The sequence below is a fragment of the Microvenator marinus genome, from assembly GCF_007993755.1.
GTDB classification, from domain to species: domain Bacteria; phylum Myxococcota_A; class Bradymonadia; order Bradymonadales; family Bradymonadaceae; genus Allomicrovenator; species Allomicrovenator marinus.
Window position 1 is genome coordinate 463,384 of record NZ_CP042467.1, and the last position, 15,958, is coordinate 479,341.

Here is a 15,958-nt window from a genome sequence, read left to right on the forward strand (position 1 = left end):
TGAGGATAAGTCCTTTTGATGTCCATATTCAAGTGAGATTTACATGAGAAAGTCAGCTTTGGCCCATGCTCTAGAAGTTGGCCAGAAAGCAGCGGAAGTTGGATTCGATTGGGAGAAGCCAGAACACGCCTTAGATAAGGTACGCGAAGAAGTCGACGAACTCGCCGAATGCATTGGCCAGTCAGAAGAATTTGAAGAACTCGGTGACCTCCTTTTTGCACTCGTCAACGTGGCTCGCAAATTAAACATCGACCCTGACGTCGCCCTCGACGCGGCGACTACAAAGTTTCAACGAAGGTTCGAATTCGTCGTAAAACGGGCAAAAGACGCCGGAAAGGAACCCAACGACTTCTCGCTCGACGTGCTCGAGGGCTTTTGGCAGGAAGCCAAAGCGCGGGAGCTTGATTATCCTTAGCCCTTTCGGTATTCCGCTTCTGTAGATTTTCTTTGGAGATAGAAAAGATGAAATTAGTTTGGCTTCTGTTGGGATTTTCGGCATTTGGTATCGCTTGTTCAGACGACCCTGTCCCCCTCGCAAACGCCGGGGAAGCGTGTAGCGTCGACTCCAATTGTGCAAGCGGCTTGGTGTGTCGCCAGGATATCTGTGTTGAGAGAACCACTACAGACATGGGCCCCGATGACATGACTGGCGATATGTCTCCAGACATGGATACGCCAATCGTCGCCGAGGAATTCTATATTTCTTATATTGTCGAGGATCTCATTAACGAGCGGCAACGCTCGCTATTTGTGCTCGACACACAAAGCGGAACGCGGACAAAGGTAAGCCCTGAGGACTTCAACTGCGACCGTGGATGCTGGATTTCAGACGATCTCACTACGTTCTACTCCCTAAGAACGAACACCGATACCCCCGGCACATTCGACGTCATTTCGTCACCTGTCACCTCTCTCAAGGCGAGCGATGAGTTCACGACCATTCTCGTGGCCGTGCGCTCATTCAGAGTCATTGAAAATATGCTCACTTACGTCAAACAAGAGAATGGTGTGAACAATGCCTATTTCTGGGACGGAAGTGAAAAGCCCGTGGGCACCATCGGTAGCGTTGAGGCGACTCAGGGGGACTGGTTGATCGCACCCGATTCAGCGAAGGCCATTACCTTCGAGGCGACCCTGCAAACGATGACCGTTCGCGTCGGGGATCTCGGCGAGAACATTGGACCCGAAGCCGCTGTTCATACCATCGATGGCTCAAACTATCAGGAAGTAGCGGGTTCGTATTTTGGTGGAAACGTACCAAGCGCCGTGTCTGCTGACGGAAAGCTACTCGCTGTGGCCACGAGCTCGGCCCCCCTTGATACCAACGCCTGCACCGATGCTTCTCAATGCACCGGCCCAGGGGAGCGCTGCGGTATCTTCGGCAGATGCTCGTCCATCAAAGTCGCGGTTCATCTCTTCGACCTAGAGCAGACGGATAACCTCGGCGAGCGATGCAGTGGGGACGCGGCCTGCGGCCCGATTCATGTGTGTGATATCCCCTCTGACACTCAGCTTGACCAAGCGGTCTGCATTCCTCGCCCCGTTGTCTTGGGACTACCCGGCCAGCAAACACAGGGCAATCCAGCACGCCCCGGTTGCGAACTGACCGCCGGAAATGACGACCTCTTCTACACCTCGCTGCGAAGCCCCTTGAATTTCGGTTCGGACGGAAATCTCTATTTTGCTGCCGATCGCGACTGCAACGACCTTAACATCGCGGCAGCGGGCGTGATTAAAATTGAGCCCACCACCGGTAATATCGAAACCGTTTACGGAAACCGCAACGAGAACTTCGACTTCAATCGTTGTTATGACGAAGTCGAGCAAGTTACCAACGTTGAAGACTGCGTGGTGTTCGTAGAATCGGCAGTGCTATCACCAGGTGGCAACAAGATCGCATTCCTGGCTACGAATCCAGAGGTTATCGACTATGCATTGGCGGAGTCGACACTGGACATCTGGTTGATGGACCGTGATGGTCAAAACTACCAGTGGATTGGCAATCACGGCAGCCTTGAGGCCGTTCAGTCCATTCGGGTCCACCCAAAACCGTGAATTCTGCCCAGCAAAATAAGCAACTTGCAGCATAGACCTCGTCTTTGGTACAACCCCGGCCTTAACGTAGTTTAGCCAATAGCGGCGCAGGGTTCATGCCTTGCCCGGGAGTTGCACCGTGAACATGCTGGTTCAATACATGCGGCGATATGCCGCAATCCTCTTTTTGTTATTCGTCATTTCTGGGCTGGGATTTGTGACCGGCGGCGACGTCGATGCCATGCAACGCTCCGTCAATGATGGCGTCGGTATCGTCGTGGCCTACATGGCTACCGTAATCTTCTGGTCATTCCCTGGCTTCAAGATGCCGCTGGTGGTGATCGTACTTATCACCGGCGCCATCTTCTTCACGTTTCGATTTGCGTTCATCAACATCCGCGGCATGAAACACGCTGCCGAGGTGGTCACAGGCGTTTACGATGACCCCGAAGCCGAAGGTGAGGTCAATCACTTCCAGGCTCTGAGTTCGGCGCTTAGCGCCACCGTGGGACTCGGCAATATCGGTGGTGTGGCGCTTGCGGTCTCCATGGGAGGCCCCGGAGCGGTGTTCTGGATGGTCGCTGCCGCCTTCTTCGGCATGGCCAGTAAGTTTACCGAATGTACGCTCGGCCAAATGTACCGAGAAGTGGACTCCGACGGACACGTTCGTGGTGGGCCAATGGTCTACCTTCGTGAAGGACTCAAAGAGAAGGGGATGGGGCCACTCGGAAAGGTTCTAAGCGTCATGTTTGCGGTGCTCTGTATTGGGGGCTCATTTGGTGGCGGCAATATGTTCCAGGCCAACCAGAGCTTTGAGGCTGTGTCCTATCTGATTCCCGCAATGGGTGGTGGAAAGGCCGAAGGTGTGACCGAGCTCTATGTGCCGGCTCCGATCGAGTTGCAAGCCAAGTCCCACCTCGTTCGATTTCAAACCGAAGACGGCAAAGTCTACCACCCTAAGGTTCACCTAGAGTTTGGTGTAAATGACTGGGAAGATTATGATGGCGCATTCCGCGTTGAAGTGCCCGTCATCGCTGCGAAGAGTAGCTCCGTCTTCAATGTTGGCCCCAAAGAGGTGTCCATCCTTGAGGTCGGTGTGGTCCAAAACCGCGAAGTCAAATGGACCAAACAAGAGAATATCACCGTTCTTAATCCAGACGCCCTTGTTGGCGGCTCAGGCCACTTCGGCTGGCTCTACGGAATCCTGCTCGCCGTGTTGGTTGGAATCGTCATCGTTGGCGGCATCAAACGCATCGGAAAGGTCGCTGATAAGATCGTCCCAGCCATGTGTGTGTTCTACGTGTTGACCGGCGTAGTGATTCTTCTGATTCACTTCTCAGACATTCCCAGCGCAATCTCAGAAATCGTTGGCCAGGCCTTTAATCCCGACGCGATGTACGGCGGGTTCCTCGGAGTTCTGATCACCGGAATTCAACGCGCCGCGTTCTCAAACGAAGCAGGCGTGGGTTCAGCGGCCATCGCCCACTCAGCAGCAAAGACCAAATATCCTGTGCGCGAGGGACTTGTCGCGCTGCTCGAGCCATTCATCGACACGATCATCATCTGCTCAATGACGGGACTCGTCATCGTGATTACAGGCGTTTACGCGGACCCAACAACGGCCGGCCTCTCAGGCGTTCAGCTCACAACAGCAGCATTTGAGGAGTCCCTCTCAACCTGGGCGGGCCTCTTGCTCAGTGTGTCCGTGGTGCTCTTCGCGTTCTCGACAATGATCTCTTGGAGCTATTACGGTGAGCGCTGCTGGTCCTACCTCTTCGGAAAGGACCAAACCCAGCCTTATCGCTATATCTTCTGCTTCTTCGTGTGGTTGGGTTGTGTGACGAGCCTCCAAAACGTCATCGACTTCTCGGACCTCATGATCCTCTCGATGGCATTCCCGAACATCATTGGATGTGTGCTTCTCAGCGGAAAGGTCAAGACTGCCATCGACGAGTATTGGGCGGACTACAAGGCTGGAAGGCTCATCAAGTACAAGTAGATTCAGAGGCGGAAGTGATAGTTCCACGCCACGCCGATCCACGAGTACACGGGATAGCGATTGAGGTCGGTAGATAACGCGTGAATCTCGGCGAAGAGCGTCCACGAAGATTCTCTAGACGTGCGCCAATCAACACCGAGCGAGAGCTTGGCTCCAAAATTAGCCTCAATCTCTTGCTCAGGAGTTGGCGCCGAATCCAAATAGAAAGTCGGTCCAAGCCCTAACCAGGGCACATACGAGAATACGTCTAAGTTGTAACGTAGATTGAGTGATGTGAGCGCTACCCACTCGGAAGGAAGTTCCCCACTTTCAGGGTGGTATGAACCACCGGCATCAAGCGCGATCGACCAAAAATCGTTCAACCCGAGGCGCGTGCCTAGCTGTGCGCCGGCCCCCCACAAACCCGACTCACCGAGGGTGTTTAGGTTTGCCGCACCCGCACCCGCCCAAATGGTAAGTTCATCAGCCTGACTTTCTGTGGAAAGCGCCATCAAAAGGCAAAAAACGATGGGTTCAAAGCGATATTTCAAGCCGTTGCTCCGGGTTGACACCTCTAGGGTGCCTCATTATAGTCCCGCCTTCGTCGCGGCGGCCATCCACCTTGGTCGAGCGGAACGTGAGTGTAAGGAGACGCCACATGGGCATCAAGATCAAAAAGAAGACTTCAAGTGACGAACCCGAGGTTCTCGAAGGCGAGATAGACGGGGAGGGGTTTGATAACGACGTCGACGCTTTGCCCGAAGAAGACGAGGTGGCTGTTGTCCTGCCCGCCTTCACCGGCGGCAAGAAGCGCTCGGTGCTCGAAGACAACCCAAAGGTCATCTTCGCTGGAGTCGCAGTCGTGGCCTTACTTGTCGTGGCTGGTTTCGGTGTGGTCGAGTTCCTCGAGTCTCAGCGACTCGAAGCTTCCAAGAGCCTAAATCCAGCATTCCAAGCTTATCTCCTCGAAGTCGAAGGCTCGCCATCACTCGAGCCGCTGAAGCAGCGTGAGAACTTAAAACTTCCCACCTTGCATGCCGACGAAGAGACGAAGTGGAAAGCCGTCTACGACGCTTCCTCCGCCGCCACAAGCACGGACGTCAAAGACGCTGCCAAACTCATGAAAGCTGCTTCAGCGGTACATCTTGATAAGCATGAGGAAGCAGCCACCATCTACGCCGATGTCGCAAAGAGCCCAGAGCTCGAGCCTTCTTTGAAGCTCGCTGCCGAGCTCGGTCAGGTCAATGCGCATGCTTCCGCTGAAGAGTGGGACAAAGCTCTTGAGGCTCTCGCGCGCGCGGAGGCCGGCGGTGAGGACATCGCCAAGTTGCTTCGCTACCAGCGCGCCCGACTCTTAGAAGCCTCTGGTAAAGTCAAAGAAGCGAAAGAGCTCTATCATGAGATCATTGAGTCCGAGCCGACCAATATCTACAAAGCAGATATCGAGCGACGTCTTGCAATCCTCTAAATTACGAATTTCATTGGTGGTTGCCTTCCTGCTTCAGGCGGGATGTGCAGCTTTCGGAACTACCGACACCGGGATTTCTCTGACGACCAAGCCTGATACCCCAGCGCCTGAATTCGTCTTCCATTGGGACCATCAGCTCGTTAAGCCTTCCACGTTCAGTACTCATCCTGGAGAGTTTGCTGCGCCCGCGCATTCAGCCGGAACCGACGAAGTTGTGGTCGGCACCTCAAATGGCGAGTTGACCAAGCTACAGGCCTCAAACGGCGAGATTCTCTGGCAGATTCGACTCAAGGCAGCGCTTTCGTCAAAGCCACTGGTTGCGCGAAACACCGTGTACGCATCGACTTTTGGAGGGCAATTCGTCGCTCTAGATCTCTTCAGCGGCGAAACACGTTGGGAAGTCGACCTTGGAACCACGGCCGAAGCCACACCGGTCTTTTCAGAAGGTCGCGTTCTGGTCAAAGACAATACCGACGTTCTGAGGGCGCTCGACGCAGATACCGGTGAGGAACTCTGGCGCTACAGCCGGCCGACTCCCGAATACTTTGTCATGCGCCAATCCGAAGCTATCGCTGTGGACGCGGGCGAGGTGTTCGCTGGATTTTCTGACGGACACCTGGTCTCACTCCAGCTCGAAACTGGCGAATTGCTCTGGGGCGTAGACCTTAGCGCGGGTGCGGAGTCCTTAATGGACGTCAATCAGGCACCGATAGTACGTGAAGATTCCGTCATTGCTTCTTCATATTCGGGTGGAGTCTACAGCCTTGACCGAGCTTCGGGCGAGATCAACTGGAGACAGGCCTTGGCGAACATTACGGACCTCCATCACCATCAAGGTTTCCTCTACGTCACGCAGGCCATTGGGCGGGCAAGCGCGTATGATGCAGACACAGGTGAGCCGATTTGGGGGTTCAAGCTTGCTAACACCAACTCCGCTACTGGAGTTGTGGCCTTTGGACCTTATCTGCTGCTTAGCACAAGCGAAGCTACCTACGTATTGGACCGTGCTTCCGGATACCCGCATAACAAGCTCCTTGGGTATTCAAAGGTGTCTTCGAAGCTCACCTTTGGCGCGGACCGCCTTTACATGCTGAGCGATCGCGGCGTCATTACAGCGTTCCAGCTCGGCTGGTAACTCTCAAGAATCCTAACTTGACCTCAGACAGGGGCTTGTGTAAAACCCGCGCTCCGCAATTTCGCGGAACACGCTTCACCTCTGTCCAATAGGACCTCTTCCACTGTTTTCATGAAGAGTACGAGGTTTGAAAGGAGGCAAAAATGAAAGGTTTGATCGGTAAGAAAGTTGGAATGACGCAGCTCTTTGACGAAGCTGGAAACCGCGTTCCTGTGACTGTTGTTCACGTCGGCGGAAACGTCGTCGTTCAAAAGAAAAGCGTTGAAGGCAAGGATGGATATTCTGCCCTTAAGCTTGGCTACGGAGACGTACATCAGCACGTCAAAGAAGGCACTGAGCCACGCTGGCGCTTGTCGCGTCCAGAAGTTGGTGTCTTTGCCAAAGCTGGAATCACCGCACCAAAGCGACACGTCAAGGAAATCCGCGTCAGGGAAACTGAGCTTCAGAACTACGAAGTAGGTCAAGAACTTGGTCCTCAAGTATTCGCCGTTGGCGAATTCGTTGACGCCACTGGCACGTCGAAAGGTCGCGGTTACACCGGTGTGATGAAGCGTCACAACTTCGCAGGTATGAAAGCCAGCCACGGTGTTCACGAGTTCTACCGTCACGGTGGTTCGATCGGTGCTTCGGCATGGCCATCACGCGTCTTCAAAGGAAAGAAGATGGCCGGACAGCACGGAAACGCCCGCGTGACCGTACAAAACCTCAAAATCGTTGGTGTTCTTCCTGAAGACCAGTGCGTACTTGTTAAGGGTGCCATCCCTGGACCCAATGGCGGCGTCGTTCTCCTTCGTCAAGCCATCAAGAAGACTCACTAATTTTGGAGTTAAACGGACGTTTGGTTTGACACAGCGCATCCGAATTGGCCACACTATCAGCACTCAATGATTGCGGCCTATGGCGTCCGATAAACTTCGAAAATACCTCGCGTACTACCAGAAAGTCCTGAGGGAGGACCCCGAGAATATCGAGGCCCGCCTCAGGCTTGCTGCGATCTTCCGTGAAATGGGTCGTAAGACCCACGCCGTGGAGGAGTATGTGGCCGCGTCTAAACTTCTAGCGAGGGACGGACTTCCACTCGAGGCCATCGCTGCCTGCAAGGCAGTGCTAGAACTCGATCCCACCCACACCGAAATTCAATTCTTTCTGGCGAGATTGTTTGCTCAAGTGCCCGAAGCAACCGGGCATGCGGGTAGAATCGCTCGGCCGGTTGAGGCAGAGACTGAATCTCCTTCGAGCCGTGAACTCGTCATACCCCGCGATACACGTGGTTTTGATGACGTGAGTGACTCAGATCTCGAAGAATCCCTCATCGAGTTGAACCGCCCAAAGGCACAGGCGCAAAACGCAGAATTGACCAAGAATGAAGACGTCTTGAAGACCGTTTGGTCAAACCATCAGGACAATGAGTTTGAAGAAGACTCGCTCGCTGAGGTGACTGAGGTCGATGAGGAGCAAACTCAGCACGATCTCGACTCCATCGTGAGAATCAGGCGAGAAGAGTTCGTGGGCACTCAGGATATCGAAGCCACAGACATACTGAGTGAAGCACCGAGTGGAATCTATGTGCGCGAGCGTCAAGACACCCTGCGCATGACCACTGAGTTGAGCGACGACCTAATCGTGTCGGTAGAACCCACCGAAACCATCGAACTCGGTGTTTTCGATATGGAGAGTCTCGAGCTCGACGAGGAGAGCATCGAGTTCGAGCTTCCCGAACTCGACGAGTTTGAGGAGCCGAGTTCACCGATTTCGAGAGAGCTTGAACCGCGGGTCCTCAACGTGCGTCGCTCGGAAATCCCAGAGATTCCGCTTCTCAGCCAATTGACCCAAGAGGCGTTTCTCGACCTACTGAACGTCGTAGAGTTCCGCGAAGTCCCAGAAGGAGAGCTCCTCCTCTCGCCAATCAACGAATCGCGCGCCCTTTTCATCATCGTAAAAGGCGAGGTTGAAGTTTGGAAAGAGACCGAAGTCGGTCGCGTTTTCCTCGACACAATGAAAGAGGGAAGTTTCTTCGGAGAATTCCAGCTCCTCACCGGAAGAGCAGGGCGCGCAAACGTCTCCGCCAAGTCCGATGTTCGACTTTTGGAACTGAGTGAACCCGTCCTCAATCGACTCGGAGAACGCTACCCCGAAGTCTGGGACGTGCTCTGGGAATTCTTCTTCCGACGCATGCTGAACAATCTCCTGGCGAGCAGCCCGATTTTCAGAAGCTTGAGTCAGGCAGAGCGTCAGGAGCTAGCCGGGCAATTTCGGCAAGAAGAGTACCTTTCAAACGACGTAGTGACGAAGGAAGGGGAGTTCAACGACCAACTGCTTCTCGTCTTAAGCGGCGAGTTGGTCGTTCAAAGGGACCTCGGTGGAATCAAGCAGGAACTCGCCAGAATCGCCGAAGGTGAGTTCCTAGGGGTGGCGTCGACACTTGGCGAAGAAGCTTATCCAGCCGATGTCATCGCTGCGCGAGATACCGTGCTTCATTGCCTCTCCGGAGAGAGATTCCGCGCACTCGTGGACGGCAACATTCACGTAGCCCGCGAGGTGCATAAAGAAATGCGCAAGCGCCGCTCACTTAGCTCTCAATTTACGAGTGGTATCACCACCTACGCTGAACTCGGTGTGACGCGAGAAGAATAGCACTCAGGCGGTTCTTTCGTTTCGTTCAACCAATCGTGGTGGGGCTTCGCCAGAATAGAAGAGGACGGCGCCGTATGTCTCAAAAGCGAGATGTCGAAGCCCAAAATTCCGAAGTTCCTCAACCAGATACCGACCGCTTCGCAACATCGGGTAGACCCCGTACTGCTCGAACTGGTCCAAAACGGAATCCGCCATGGCTTCTTGGCCACGGATAAGCGCCGAGCCTGCGATATATCCACCTGGATGGGTCACGCGGAGAATCTCTGAAACCGTTTGTTGGCGGTCCAGAAACGTATGGAGGCCGTTGATGCTCTGTGTGCTTGTGGCTACGCCATTTCTGAGCGGAAGATGGGTCAAGTCAGCGCGAAGAAGCTGGATCGGATGCTTATGGTCCTTGAGGCGCTTCTGAGCGCGCTGGAGCATCTTCCATGAAGTATCTACGCCGAGCACTGTCACGTCGTGGTAGGGCGCTAAAACCTGGTCTGTGACCACGGCTGTGCCGATTGGGGCTGAAAGGTAGACGCCCCCGTTGGCACGCCCGATAGCTTTGTTTTCTGCGTCGATGTAGCGCAAGGGGCTACAATGCCAAATGCCCAGACTCATGGGTGGCATGACGTAGTCGTAAATGCGAGCAATCATGTCGAAGAGAGTCTCGGTGCGATACTGACCGGGCTGAATATTGCGCTGACTCGGAAGCATATCGATGATGCCATCCACGATTGGGTAGTGGACCTCACATGCATCACAAACCACCGCCGGACGACGACCCGCGCCAAGCGCCAAGTCGTGGCTATGGCAGCTAGGGCACCTCAAAAGTTCCAAAATACTCTTATCGATCATTTCCTAGCCGTCGCAATGGTTTTTTCGCAACTCTTCAATCTCACGCACTCGCTCATTTTCAAAAGCTTTCCGGTTATTGAGCGCAAACTGAATGGCGTCGCACCTATAGGGCGCAACACGTAAGACATTTTCAATATATTGCGAAGCAGCTTCTACATCTGGCTTGCGTCGCTTCAAGTAGTACTCAGCAAAGGTGAGGTTCATCTCAGGTTCGTCCAAATCGCCGTCGGATTTGGCCTTCTCAAGATTTCGCAAGACTGCGGGATGATCCCACCGATGTCTCTCGGCGTAATATCTAGCGTACTGGGTGTAGAGCAACGAAAATCTTAACTTCGGCCCTAGCGTCTTATTGAAGTCTCGCCTCGCGGCCGCCAGGTTTTGCTCGACGTCGCGCCAACGCGACTGGACTCGCCTGACATCCGCCAGCAACATCCAACCATACGGCCCCCACTCAGGATGTGAGAGCATATCCCTCAAGTTCTCGCCGGCTTGTTCATGGAGACCTAGTTTCGCCAGTGCTGAACCGTAGAACACAGCAGCTTCGCCATCGGTGGGCTCTTCTTTATAGGCTGTCTCAAGATAGGCTGCCGCACGCTGGAACTCAGCTCTGAGATACGCGATACGCCCCTCGAGAACCTTTATCGTGTGGTTTCCAGGCTCGCGAGTATGCCATTTGTCGATCTCTTTCTGGGCGCCCTCTAGATCGCGGTTTTGCATATGAAGTCGAATCTTCTCGATTCCAGCCTCAATGTCTTCTGGGCGCTCAACGGAGGCTTTCGTGATGAGCTCACGTGCCTCTTGAATCTCGTCTTGAAGGCGCTTTAGACGCGCAGTAAGCACCATGCCAGGAACAAAGTGTGGGTTTAGCTTTCGCCCCGCCAAACATGCCTTCTCTGCAGGCTTTTCATCGAGTCGGATAAGGTTGGCTTCGCATTCCGCAAAGGCCCAGCGCTCATCAGCATCGATCTCTTGCGCTTTTTCGAACGATTTGGCGGCACTTCGAAGCAGTTTGTCCTGACCTTCAAGGGTACCGGACTTTGCTTGTTCCAAGAGAGCTTTCCCTTTTGCCCAGTGCCTCAGCGCGGCTTCCTTATCTTTTTCGATCTCGTCTTCAATTCCCTTCAACGTCGCGTCAAACTCAGACTTTGCGAGTCCATCTGCCAGAATACGCATCGTCTCGGCGTCCGTAGGGGCAAGCGTTGATGCCGCCGCCTTGGTGAAACTTCCAGCAGCCTCCTCGTAGCGTCCGAGATCGAAGTACGCCAACCCCAACCACCATTCACGCCGAGGGTCGGCGCTCACCACTTGTTGGAGCTCGTGAGCCGCCTTTTCCGGACTACCTCGGCGCAAGAGTAAATGTGCTTGAGCAAACCACAACTCAGGACCGAGCAAGTCAGGAGTCGAGTGCCGTTCAATCAAGGTCGCAGCCTCGTCAAAACGCCTCTGAGAGACATAGAAATTCACTAAATGAGCTGCGTATCTGGCTTGGTTTGGCACCGCTTTCTGGGCCTCGCGAAACTTTTCTTCTGCGCGGTCGAGATCGTTTGCGAGCACCAAGGTCTGAGCGAGGGCGAGGCTAATCTCGGCGATATCGCGCTGAGAGAGCTCTCCTCGAGCTTCAGACTCGAGCAGCTTCGTCAACACTTGCTCAGCCTCTTTCCTTGTCTCCTTGTCGTGCATGGCGAGGTGAGCAAAGGCGAGCGCAAACTGAGTGTTTTCGGGATGTTCTTTGATTCGTGTCTTGAGTTTTGGAAGTACGTTTTCTTCCCGGTTCGCCGCATCCACGGCGAGGATCAGACCTTCTTGCCGAAGTCCTAGACTCTCCACAGCTCGTAAAGAGGCGATGGCGCGATGCGCTGACCGTGCCTGCTCGAGCTCAAGTCTGGCCCAAACATCGGCCTCTTCTATGGCAAGCTCGCCCGCAAACGTCTTGCGGTGTGCCGCTCCCAACTCACTAGCCTCGAACGGCTTTCCACTCGAGAGCTTGAGATAAACACCTGAAGCGGCGAGCTTGGAATTCGACGCCTCAAGACTTGCTTTTGCCGCATCAAATCCGGTTGGGAGAGGATCGGCGTGCAGATAGTTCAGCAGGGAAGACGTCAGGACAAATCGTGCCTTAGCTTCGGCGCGCAACTTGGGCCCCTTAGAGCCAGGTAACGAAATGGGAAAGAAGCCAGACGTATTGGTCGCCTTCCAGAGGAGGTCTCGGGCTGCCTTAAGGTCAGCGTAGGCGTAAGACTCTTCTTTGGGGGCGGACTCATTGAGAAGTTTTTCAACTGCCTTTGCCTCCATCGTTCCTGAAACCACCATCGCGACCACCAGTCCGAGCAAGAGCACAGAAACAAGGCCCGCGATTTTTAGGACTGGCCCGAGCTTAATACTGGGTTCGTCACTGGCGCTTGGAACGGCCGAAACCGGAGGATTAAATGCCGGAAATTGGTCGCTCGACCATCCGCTGGGCCGCTCAGCTTGACTCACCGGCTGCGCTTGGTGCTGAGGCATCTGGGCCGGCGCCGCCGGTGCTGCCGCGGGTGCTGGCGGATTCTTGTACTTGATATCCTCGTCCACATCGACTTCGACCGAATCAGACCGATGGTCCCTGACAAAGGAATCCTCGTCGAAGAAGACCGGCGCCTCAGGAATGTCTTCTTCGGTGTGGTCCTCAAGTTTGATGTGGAAATTGGTCTCTTCAATATCTTCGTGGGCCGGCAGATATCCGGTCTCGTCCATCGCCTCAGCAAGCTCGTCGGACCATTGCACCGCCTGTGTTGCGTCATCTTCGATGGTGCGGTCTTCCAGAATCAGGGCAGAAGTCTCGTCCGACGGCCCCGCGAGGTCCGCTGTGGTCCTGAGTTCATGTTGTGCTCGATAGACAGGGTCCCTCGCCTCGGGAAGTTGCACGCCCGCGTTGGAGAGAACTTGGTCGAAACCACGGTCTCCGTCCAGGTTCGGAACTTCCTGAAGCAGAGAAAGCTCGTTGTCATCGCCATGCGAGTCGTAGTCGGCGAGCGCCTGGAACGACCCGGTTCCCATCTTTGAAAGTGGGGCAGGCTGCTTATTATCCCTCGCGTTCGGGAGCCCAAGTAAGGTTTTGCGGGGCGTACCGTTCTGAAATGGGACTGCGTCGTCCTTGACCCGCCCAGTCAAGACCGCTTCAAGTGTAGCCGTACGAGAGGCCGGGGCGCCAAGCTCCTTTGCACGCTCGAGCATTTTCCGTGCGCGGTCCGGCTCGCCTATCTTTGCAAGGGCCTGAGTCAAGGAGAGCAGGGCCTCGACGTGATTCGAGTCCTCTTTGAGCAGAGCCACGAGTTCTGCCATCGCATCGCGTGGACGGTCGATCTCCAAGAGCATTCGCGCCAATTTGATACGAATCGTCTCCACCGGATGCCGCTCGCGGCTGCGTTTGAGCAGCTCGATCGCAAACTCGACTTCCCCTGTTCTTCGAAATTCTGCGGCTCTTGCCAAAACGGCAGGTACCGACTCAGGGAGAGTGGCAACAAGTCTTTGGATTTCGGCGTATGGATCGGTGTGAGACATGTATCAAGATTCAACGATATGGCATTGGCTGCGCGCGCGAGCCTAGCACAGCCAAGGATCCACGGTAAAGCACTCAGGTGCCGCTCTCTCCGTGGAAAAAATTGCCAATCTCAACCTCCGTCGTATGGTCTTTGTGGAACTAAGGAAGGGTGCGCGCACCAAGGAGGTAGTATGCACACGAGAATTTTAATCGGTTTAATCTTGGGTTTTGGAGCAGGTTGCGGCGAAGACGTGGGTCCCATCGAAACGGGCCAGCTCGAGCTCTCGTGGCAAATCAGTCCGCGAGGCTGCGAAGAAGCCGGAGTTGAAAATGTTCGAGTTGAAGTCGATGGAAGCCTGCAATACCGCGAGATCATTGCTTGCGCGGCTGGAAAGCTGAAAATCGATGACGTGGTCGCCTCCAATTACACGGTGCGACTCGAAGGACTCGATGAAGTCGGTATCGCTCGTTTTGTGTCCGACCCTCAAACCATCACCGTACGCCCCAATCTCAACACTCGAACTGAGCTGATCCGCTTGAGTGCAAAGCCAGCGAACATCGATGTGGGCTGGCGCTTTGAAGACGGACGAGTGTGTGGAGCTCACGCAGCCGATAGCGTCGACGTGGTGGTTTTCGACAAACTCGACTACGAAATCACGTCAAAAACCTTCAGCTGCAACGACGGAATTGGCACGCTCGAAGGCCTGATGGCAGGCACATACTTCATCGAAGCAGTGGCCAACGGCGAAGATGACTTCTTCATCGGACAGTCCTCCGTTTCGATCGGAAGAGGCGAAGTTGGCGAGGTCGAGATCGTCCTCGCTCCGAGATCGCGATGAGCTTGCGGTTCTGGTATAGGAGTGCGGTACCTCGTGCCCCAAGAGAGGCTCCCCATGACAGAATCTCGTTTTCGTGAAGCTTTGACCTTTGACGACGTACTGCTCGTCCCAAACGCGTCTGAAATCTTGCCACATGAAGTTGACCTAAAGGCTCAACTGACCACCGACATCTGGCTGAACATCCCACTTCTCAGTGCGGCCATGGACTCTGTGACCGAAGCCCAGACGGCCATAACGATGGCGCGTGAGGGCGGTATCGGTGTCATCCACAAGAATATGTCCATCGAGGACCAAGCTGCGGAAGTCCTGAAGGTCAAGAAGAGCGAGAGCGGTCTCATCTTGGACCCGATCACGGTGGAGGCACAGGAGCCGCTTGCCAATGCGGTAGATTTGATGCAGCTCCACTCGATTAGCGGCCTTCCGGTTGTCGATGGCAAAAAGCCTGTGGGAATCCTGACCCATCGCGACATTCGCTTCGTGGATGACCTCTCGCGTCCGGTTCGCACCCTGATGACCCACGAGCTGATCACGGCTACTGAAGACGTGTCACTCGACGAAGCCAAAAGGCTTATGCACCACAACCGAATCGAAAAGTTGATCGTGCTCGACGAGAAAGGCGATCTCCGAGGCCTACTTACGATCAAAGACATCGAAAAACGCGAACAACACCCACGAGCCGCGAAAGACGAACACGAAAGATTGTTGGTGGCAGCGGCTGTGGGCGCAGGTTCAGATGCCAAAGAGCGTGCAGACGCTCTTGTCGCTGCAGGAGTCGATGTCTTGGTGGTGGACACGGCACACGGCCACTCCAAGGGAGTCATTGCAACCGTGCGTGATTTCCGCAGCCGATTCCCCGACATCCAGATAATCGCAGGAAATGTGGCTACAGCCGCAGGCTGCGAGGCCCTTATCGATGCAGGAGCGAATGCGGTTAAGGTTGGCATTGGTCCCGGCAGCATTTGCACCACTCGAATCGTGGCGGGTGTGGGCGTGCCGCAACTCACGGCCATCATGGATTGTGCCGAAGTCGCAAACCGGCGCGGGGTTCCAATCATCGCAGACGGCGGCATCAAGTACTCCGGCGACGTGGTCAAGGCGCTCGCCGCTGGCGCACATAGCGTCATGATTGGTTCGCTCTTTGCCGGCACCAACGAGGCCCCTGGCGAGACCGTGCTTTTGCAGGGACGTGCGTATAAGAGCTATCGCGGTATGGGCAGTATCGGTGCCATGAAGAAGGGCAGCAAAGACCGCTATTTCCAGGAGGGAAGTAGTACTGAAAAGCTTGTGCCCGAAGGAATCGAAGGACGTGTCCCGTACCGTGGTCCGCTAACTGACAATATCTTCCAGCTTCTCGGTGGGTTGCGAAGCGGCATGGGGTACGTGGGAGCCGCAGACATTCAGGCGCTGAGAACTAGTTCGGAATTCGTTCGGATCTCGTCAGCTGGGCTTCGCGAAAGCCATGTCCATGATGTGATCGTGACTCAAGAAGCACCCAATTATAAGACGGTTTGAC

At 54.8% G+C, this 15,958-nt stretch carries 12 protein-coding genes; 9 read left to right on the forward strand and 3 right to left on the reverse strand.

Going from position 1 to position 15,958, the window contains the following annotated elements:
* Positions 1–43 precede the first annotated feature (43 nt).
* The 3 genes from FRD01_RS01950 (at position 44) to FRD01_RS01960 (ending at position 4,033) form a co-directional block, all read left to right on the forward strand.
* Positions 44–415, forward strand: a complete 372-nt coding sequence (locus FRD01_RS01950) for a MazG nucleotide pyrophosphohydrolase domain-containing protein (protein ID WP_146957142.1) — start codon at positions 44–46, stop codon at positions 413–415.
* 47 nt (positions 416–462) lie between these two features.
* Positions 463–2,055, forward strand: a complete 1,593-nt coding sequence (locus tag FRD01_RS01955) for a hypothetical protein (RefSeq protein ID WP_146957144.1) — start codon at positions 463–465, stop codon at positions 2,053–2,055.
* A gap of 124 nt (positions 2,056–2,179) precedes the next feature.
* Positions 2,180–4,033 (forward strand): alanine/glycine:cation symporter family protein, encoded by a 1,854-nt coding sequence (locus FRD01_RS01960; RefSeq protein ID WP_249756238.1) that lies wholly within the window; start codon positions 2,180–2,182, stop codon positions 4,031–4,033.
* A gap of 2 nt (positions 4,034–4,035) precedes the next feature.
* Here the strand turns inward: FRD01_RS01960 and FRD01_RS01965 are convergent, their stop codons facing one another.
* The gene (locus FRD01_RS01965) at positions 4,036–4,563 is read right to left on the reverse strand and encodes a hypothetical protein (protein ID WP_146957145.1); all 528 of its coding nucleotides are present in this window, start codon (positions 4,561–4,563) and stop codon (positions 4,036–4,038) included.
* Positions 4,564–4,670: 107 nt separating this feature from the next.
* On the opposite strand from FRD01_RS01965, the gene FRD01_RS01970 reads away from it, so the two are divergent.
* From FRD01_RS01970 to FRD01_RS01985, 4 genes are all read left to right on the forward strand, one after another.
* Positions 4,671–5,480, forward strand: a complete 810-nt coding sequence (locus FRD01_RS01970) for a hypothetical protein (RefSeq protein WP_146957147.1) — start codon at positions 4,671–4,673, stop codon at positions 5,478–5,480.
* Positions 5,467–6,615: an outer membrane protein assembly factor BamB family protein gene (locus tag FRD01_RS01975; protein WP_249755931.1), complete on the forward strand. Its 1,149-nt coding sequence runs from the start codon at positions 5,467–5,469 to the stop codon at positions 6,613–6,615. The genes FRD01_RS01970 and FRD01_RS01975 overlap by 14 nt, the downstream gene beginning before the upstream one ends.
* A gap of 143 nt (positions 6,616–6,758) precedes the next feature.
* Positions 6,759–7,433: a 50S ribosomal protein L3 gene (gene rplC, locus FRD01_RS01980; protein ID WP_146957151.1), complete on the forward strand. Its 675-nt coding sequence runs from the start codon at positions 6,759–6,761 to the stop codon at positions 7,431–7,433.
* A 79-nt stretch (positions 7,434–7,512) separates the two neighbouring features.
* Positions 7,513–9,249, forward strand: coding sequence for a cyclic nucleotide-binding domain-containing protein (locus FRD01_RS01985; protein WP_146957152.1), 1,737 nt, complete (start codon positions 7,513–7,515; stop codon positions 9,247–9,249).
* 3 nt (positions 9,250–9,252) lie between these two features.
* On the opposite strand, the gene FRD01_RS01990 is transcribed toward FRD01_RS01985, so the two are convergent.
* Positions 9,253–10,089, reverse strand: coding sequence for a methyltransferase domain-containing protein (locus FRD01_RS01990; protein WP_146957154.1), 837 nt, complete (start codon positions 10,087–10,089; stop codon positions 9,253–9,255).
* 3 nt (positions 10,090–10,092) lie between these two features.
* Positions 10,093–13,626: a tetratricopeptide repeat protein gene (locus tag FRD01_RS01995; RefSeq protein ID WP_146957155.1), complete on the reverse strand. Its 3,534-nt coding sequence runs from the start codon at positions 13,624–13,626 to the stop codon at positions 10,093–10,095.
* Positions 13,627–13,797: 171 nt separating this feature from the next.
* On the opposite strand from FRD01_RS01995, the gene FRD01_RS02000 reads away from it, so the two are divergent.
* Positions 13,798–14,445 (forward strand): hypothetical protein, encoded by a 648-nt coding sequence (locus FRD01_RS02000; protein WP_146957157.1) that lies wholly within the window; start codon positions 13,798–13,800, stop codon positions 14,443–14,445.
* Between the two features lie 54 nt (positions 14,446–14,499).
* Positions 14,500–15,957: an IMP dehydrogenase gene (guaB, locus tag FRD01_RS02005; protein ID WP_146957159.1), complete on the forward strand. Its 1,458-nt coding sequence runs from the start codon at positions 14,500–14,502 to the stop codon at positions 15,955–15,957.
* The last annotated feature ends 1 nt before the right edge of the window (position 15,958 follow it).

Excerpts from the sequence above, each read along its gene's own strand:
- FRD01_RS01950 (WP_146957142.1), top strand. The coding sequence starts at position 44 with ATGAGAAAGTCAGCTTTGGCCCATGCTCTAGAAGTTGGCCAGAAAGCA.
- FRD01_RS01955 (WP_146957144.1), top strand. The coding sequence starts at position 463 with ATGAAATTAGTTTGGCTTCTGTTGGGATTTTCGGCATTTGGTATCGCT.
- FRD01_RS01960 (WP_249756238.1), top strand. The coding sequence starts at position 2,180 with ATGCTGGTTCAATACATGCGGCGATATGCCGCAATCCTCTTTTTGTTA.
- FRD01_RS01970 (WP_146957147.1), top strand. The coding sequence starts at position 4,671 with ATGGGCATCAAGATCAAAAAGAAGACTTCAAGTGACGAACCCGAGGTT.
- rplC (WP_146957151.1), top strand. The coding sequence starts at position 6,759 with ATGAAAGGTTTGATCGGTAAGAAAGTTGGAATGACGCAGCTCTTTGAC.
- FRD01_RS01985 (WP_146957152.1), top strand. The coding sequence starts at position 7,513 with ATGGCGTCCGATAAACTTCGAAAATACCTCGCGTACTACCAGAAAGTC.
- FRD01_RS01990 (WP_146957154.1), bottom strand. The coding sequence starts at position 10,089 with ATGATCGATAAGAGTATTTTGGAACTTTTGAGGTGCCCTAGCTGCCAT.
- FRD01_RS01995 (WP_146957155.1), bottom strand. The coding sequence starts at position 13,626 with ATGTCTCACACCGATCCATACGCCGAAATCCAAAGACTTGTTGCCACT.
- FRD01_RS02000 (WP_146957157.1), top strand. The coding sequence starts at position 13,798 with ATGCACACGAGAATTTTAATCGGTTTAATCTTGGGTTTTGGAGCAGGT.
- guaB (WP_146957159.1), top strand. The coding sequence starts at position 14,500 with ATGACAGAATCTCGTTTTCGTGAAGCTTTGACCTTTGACGACGTACTG.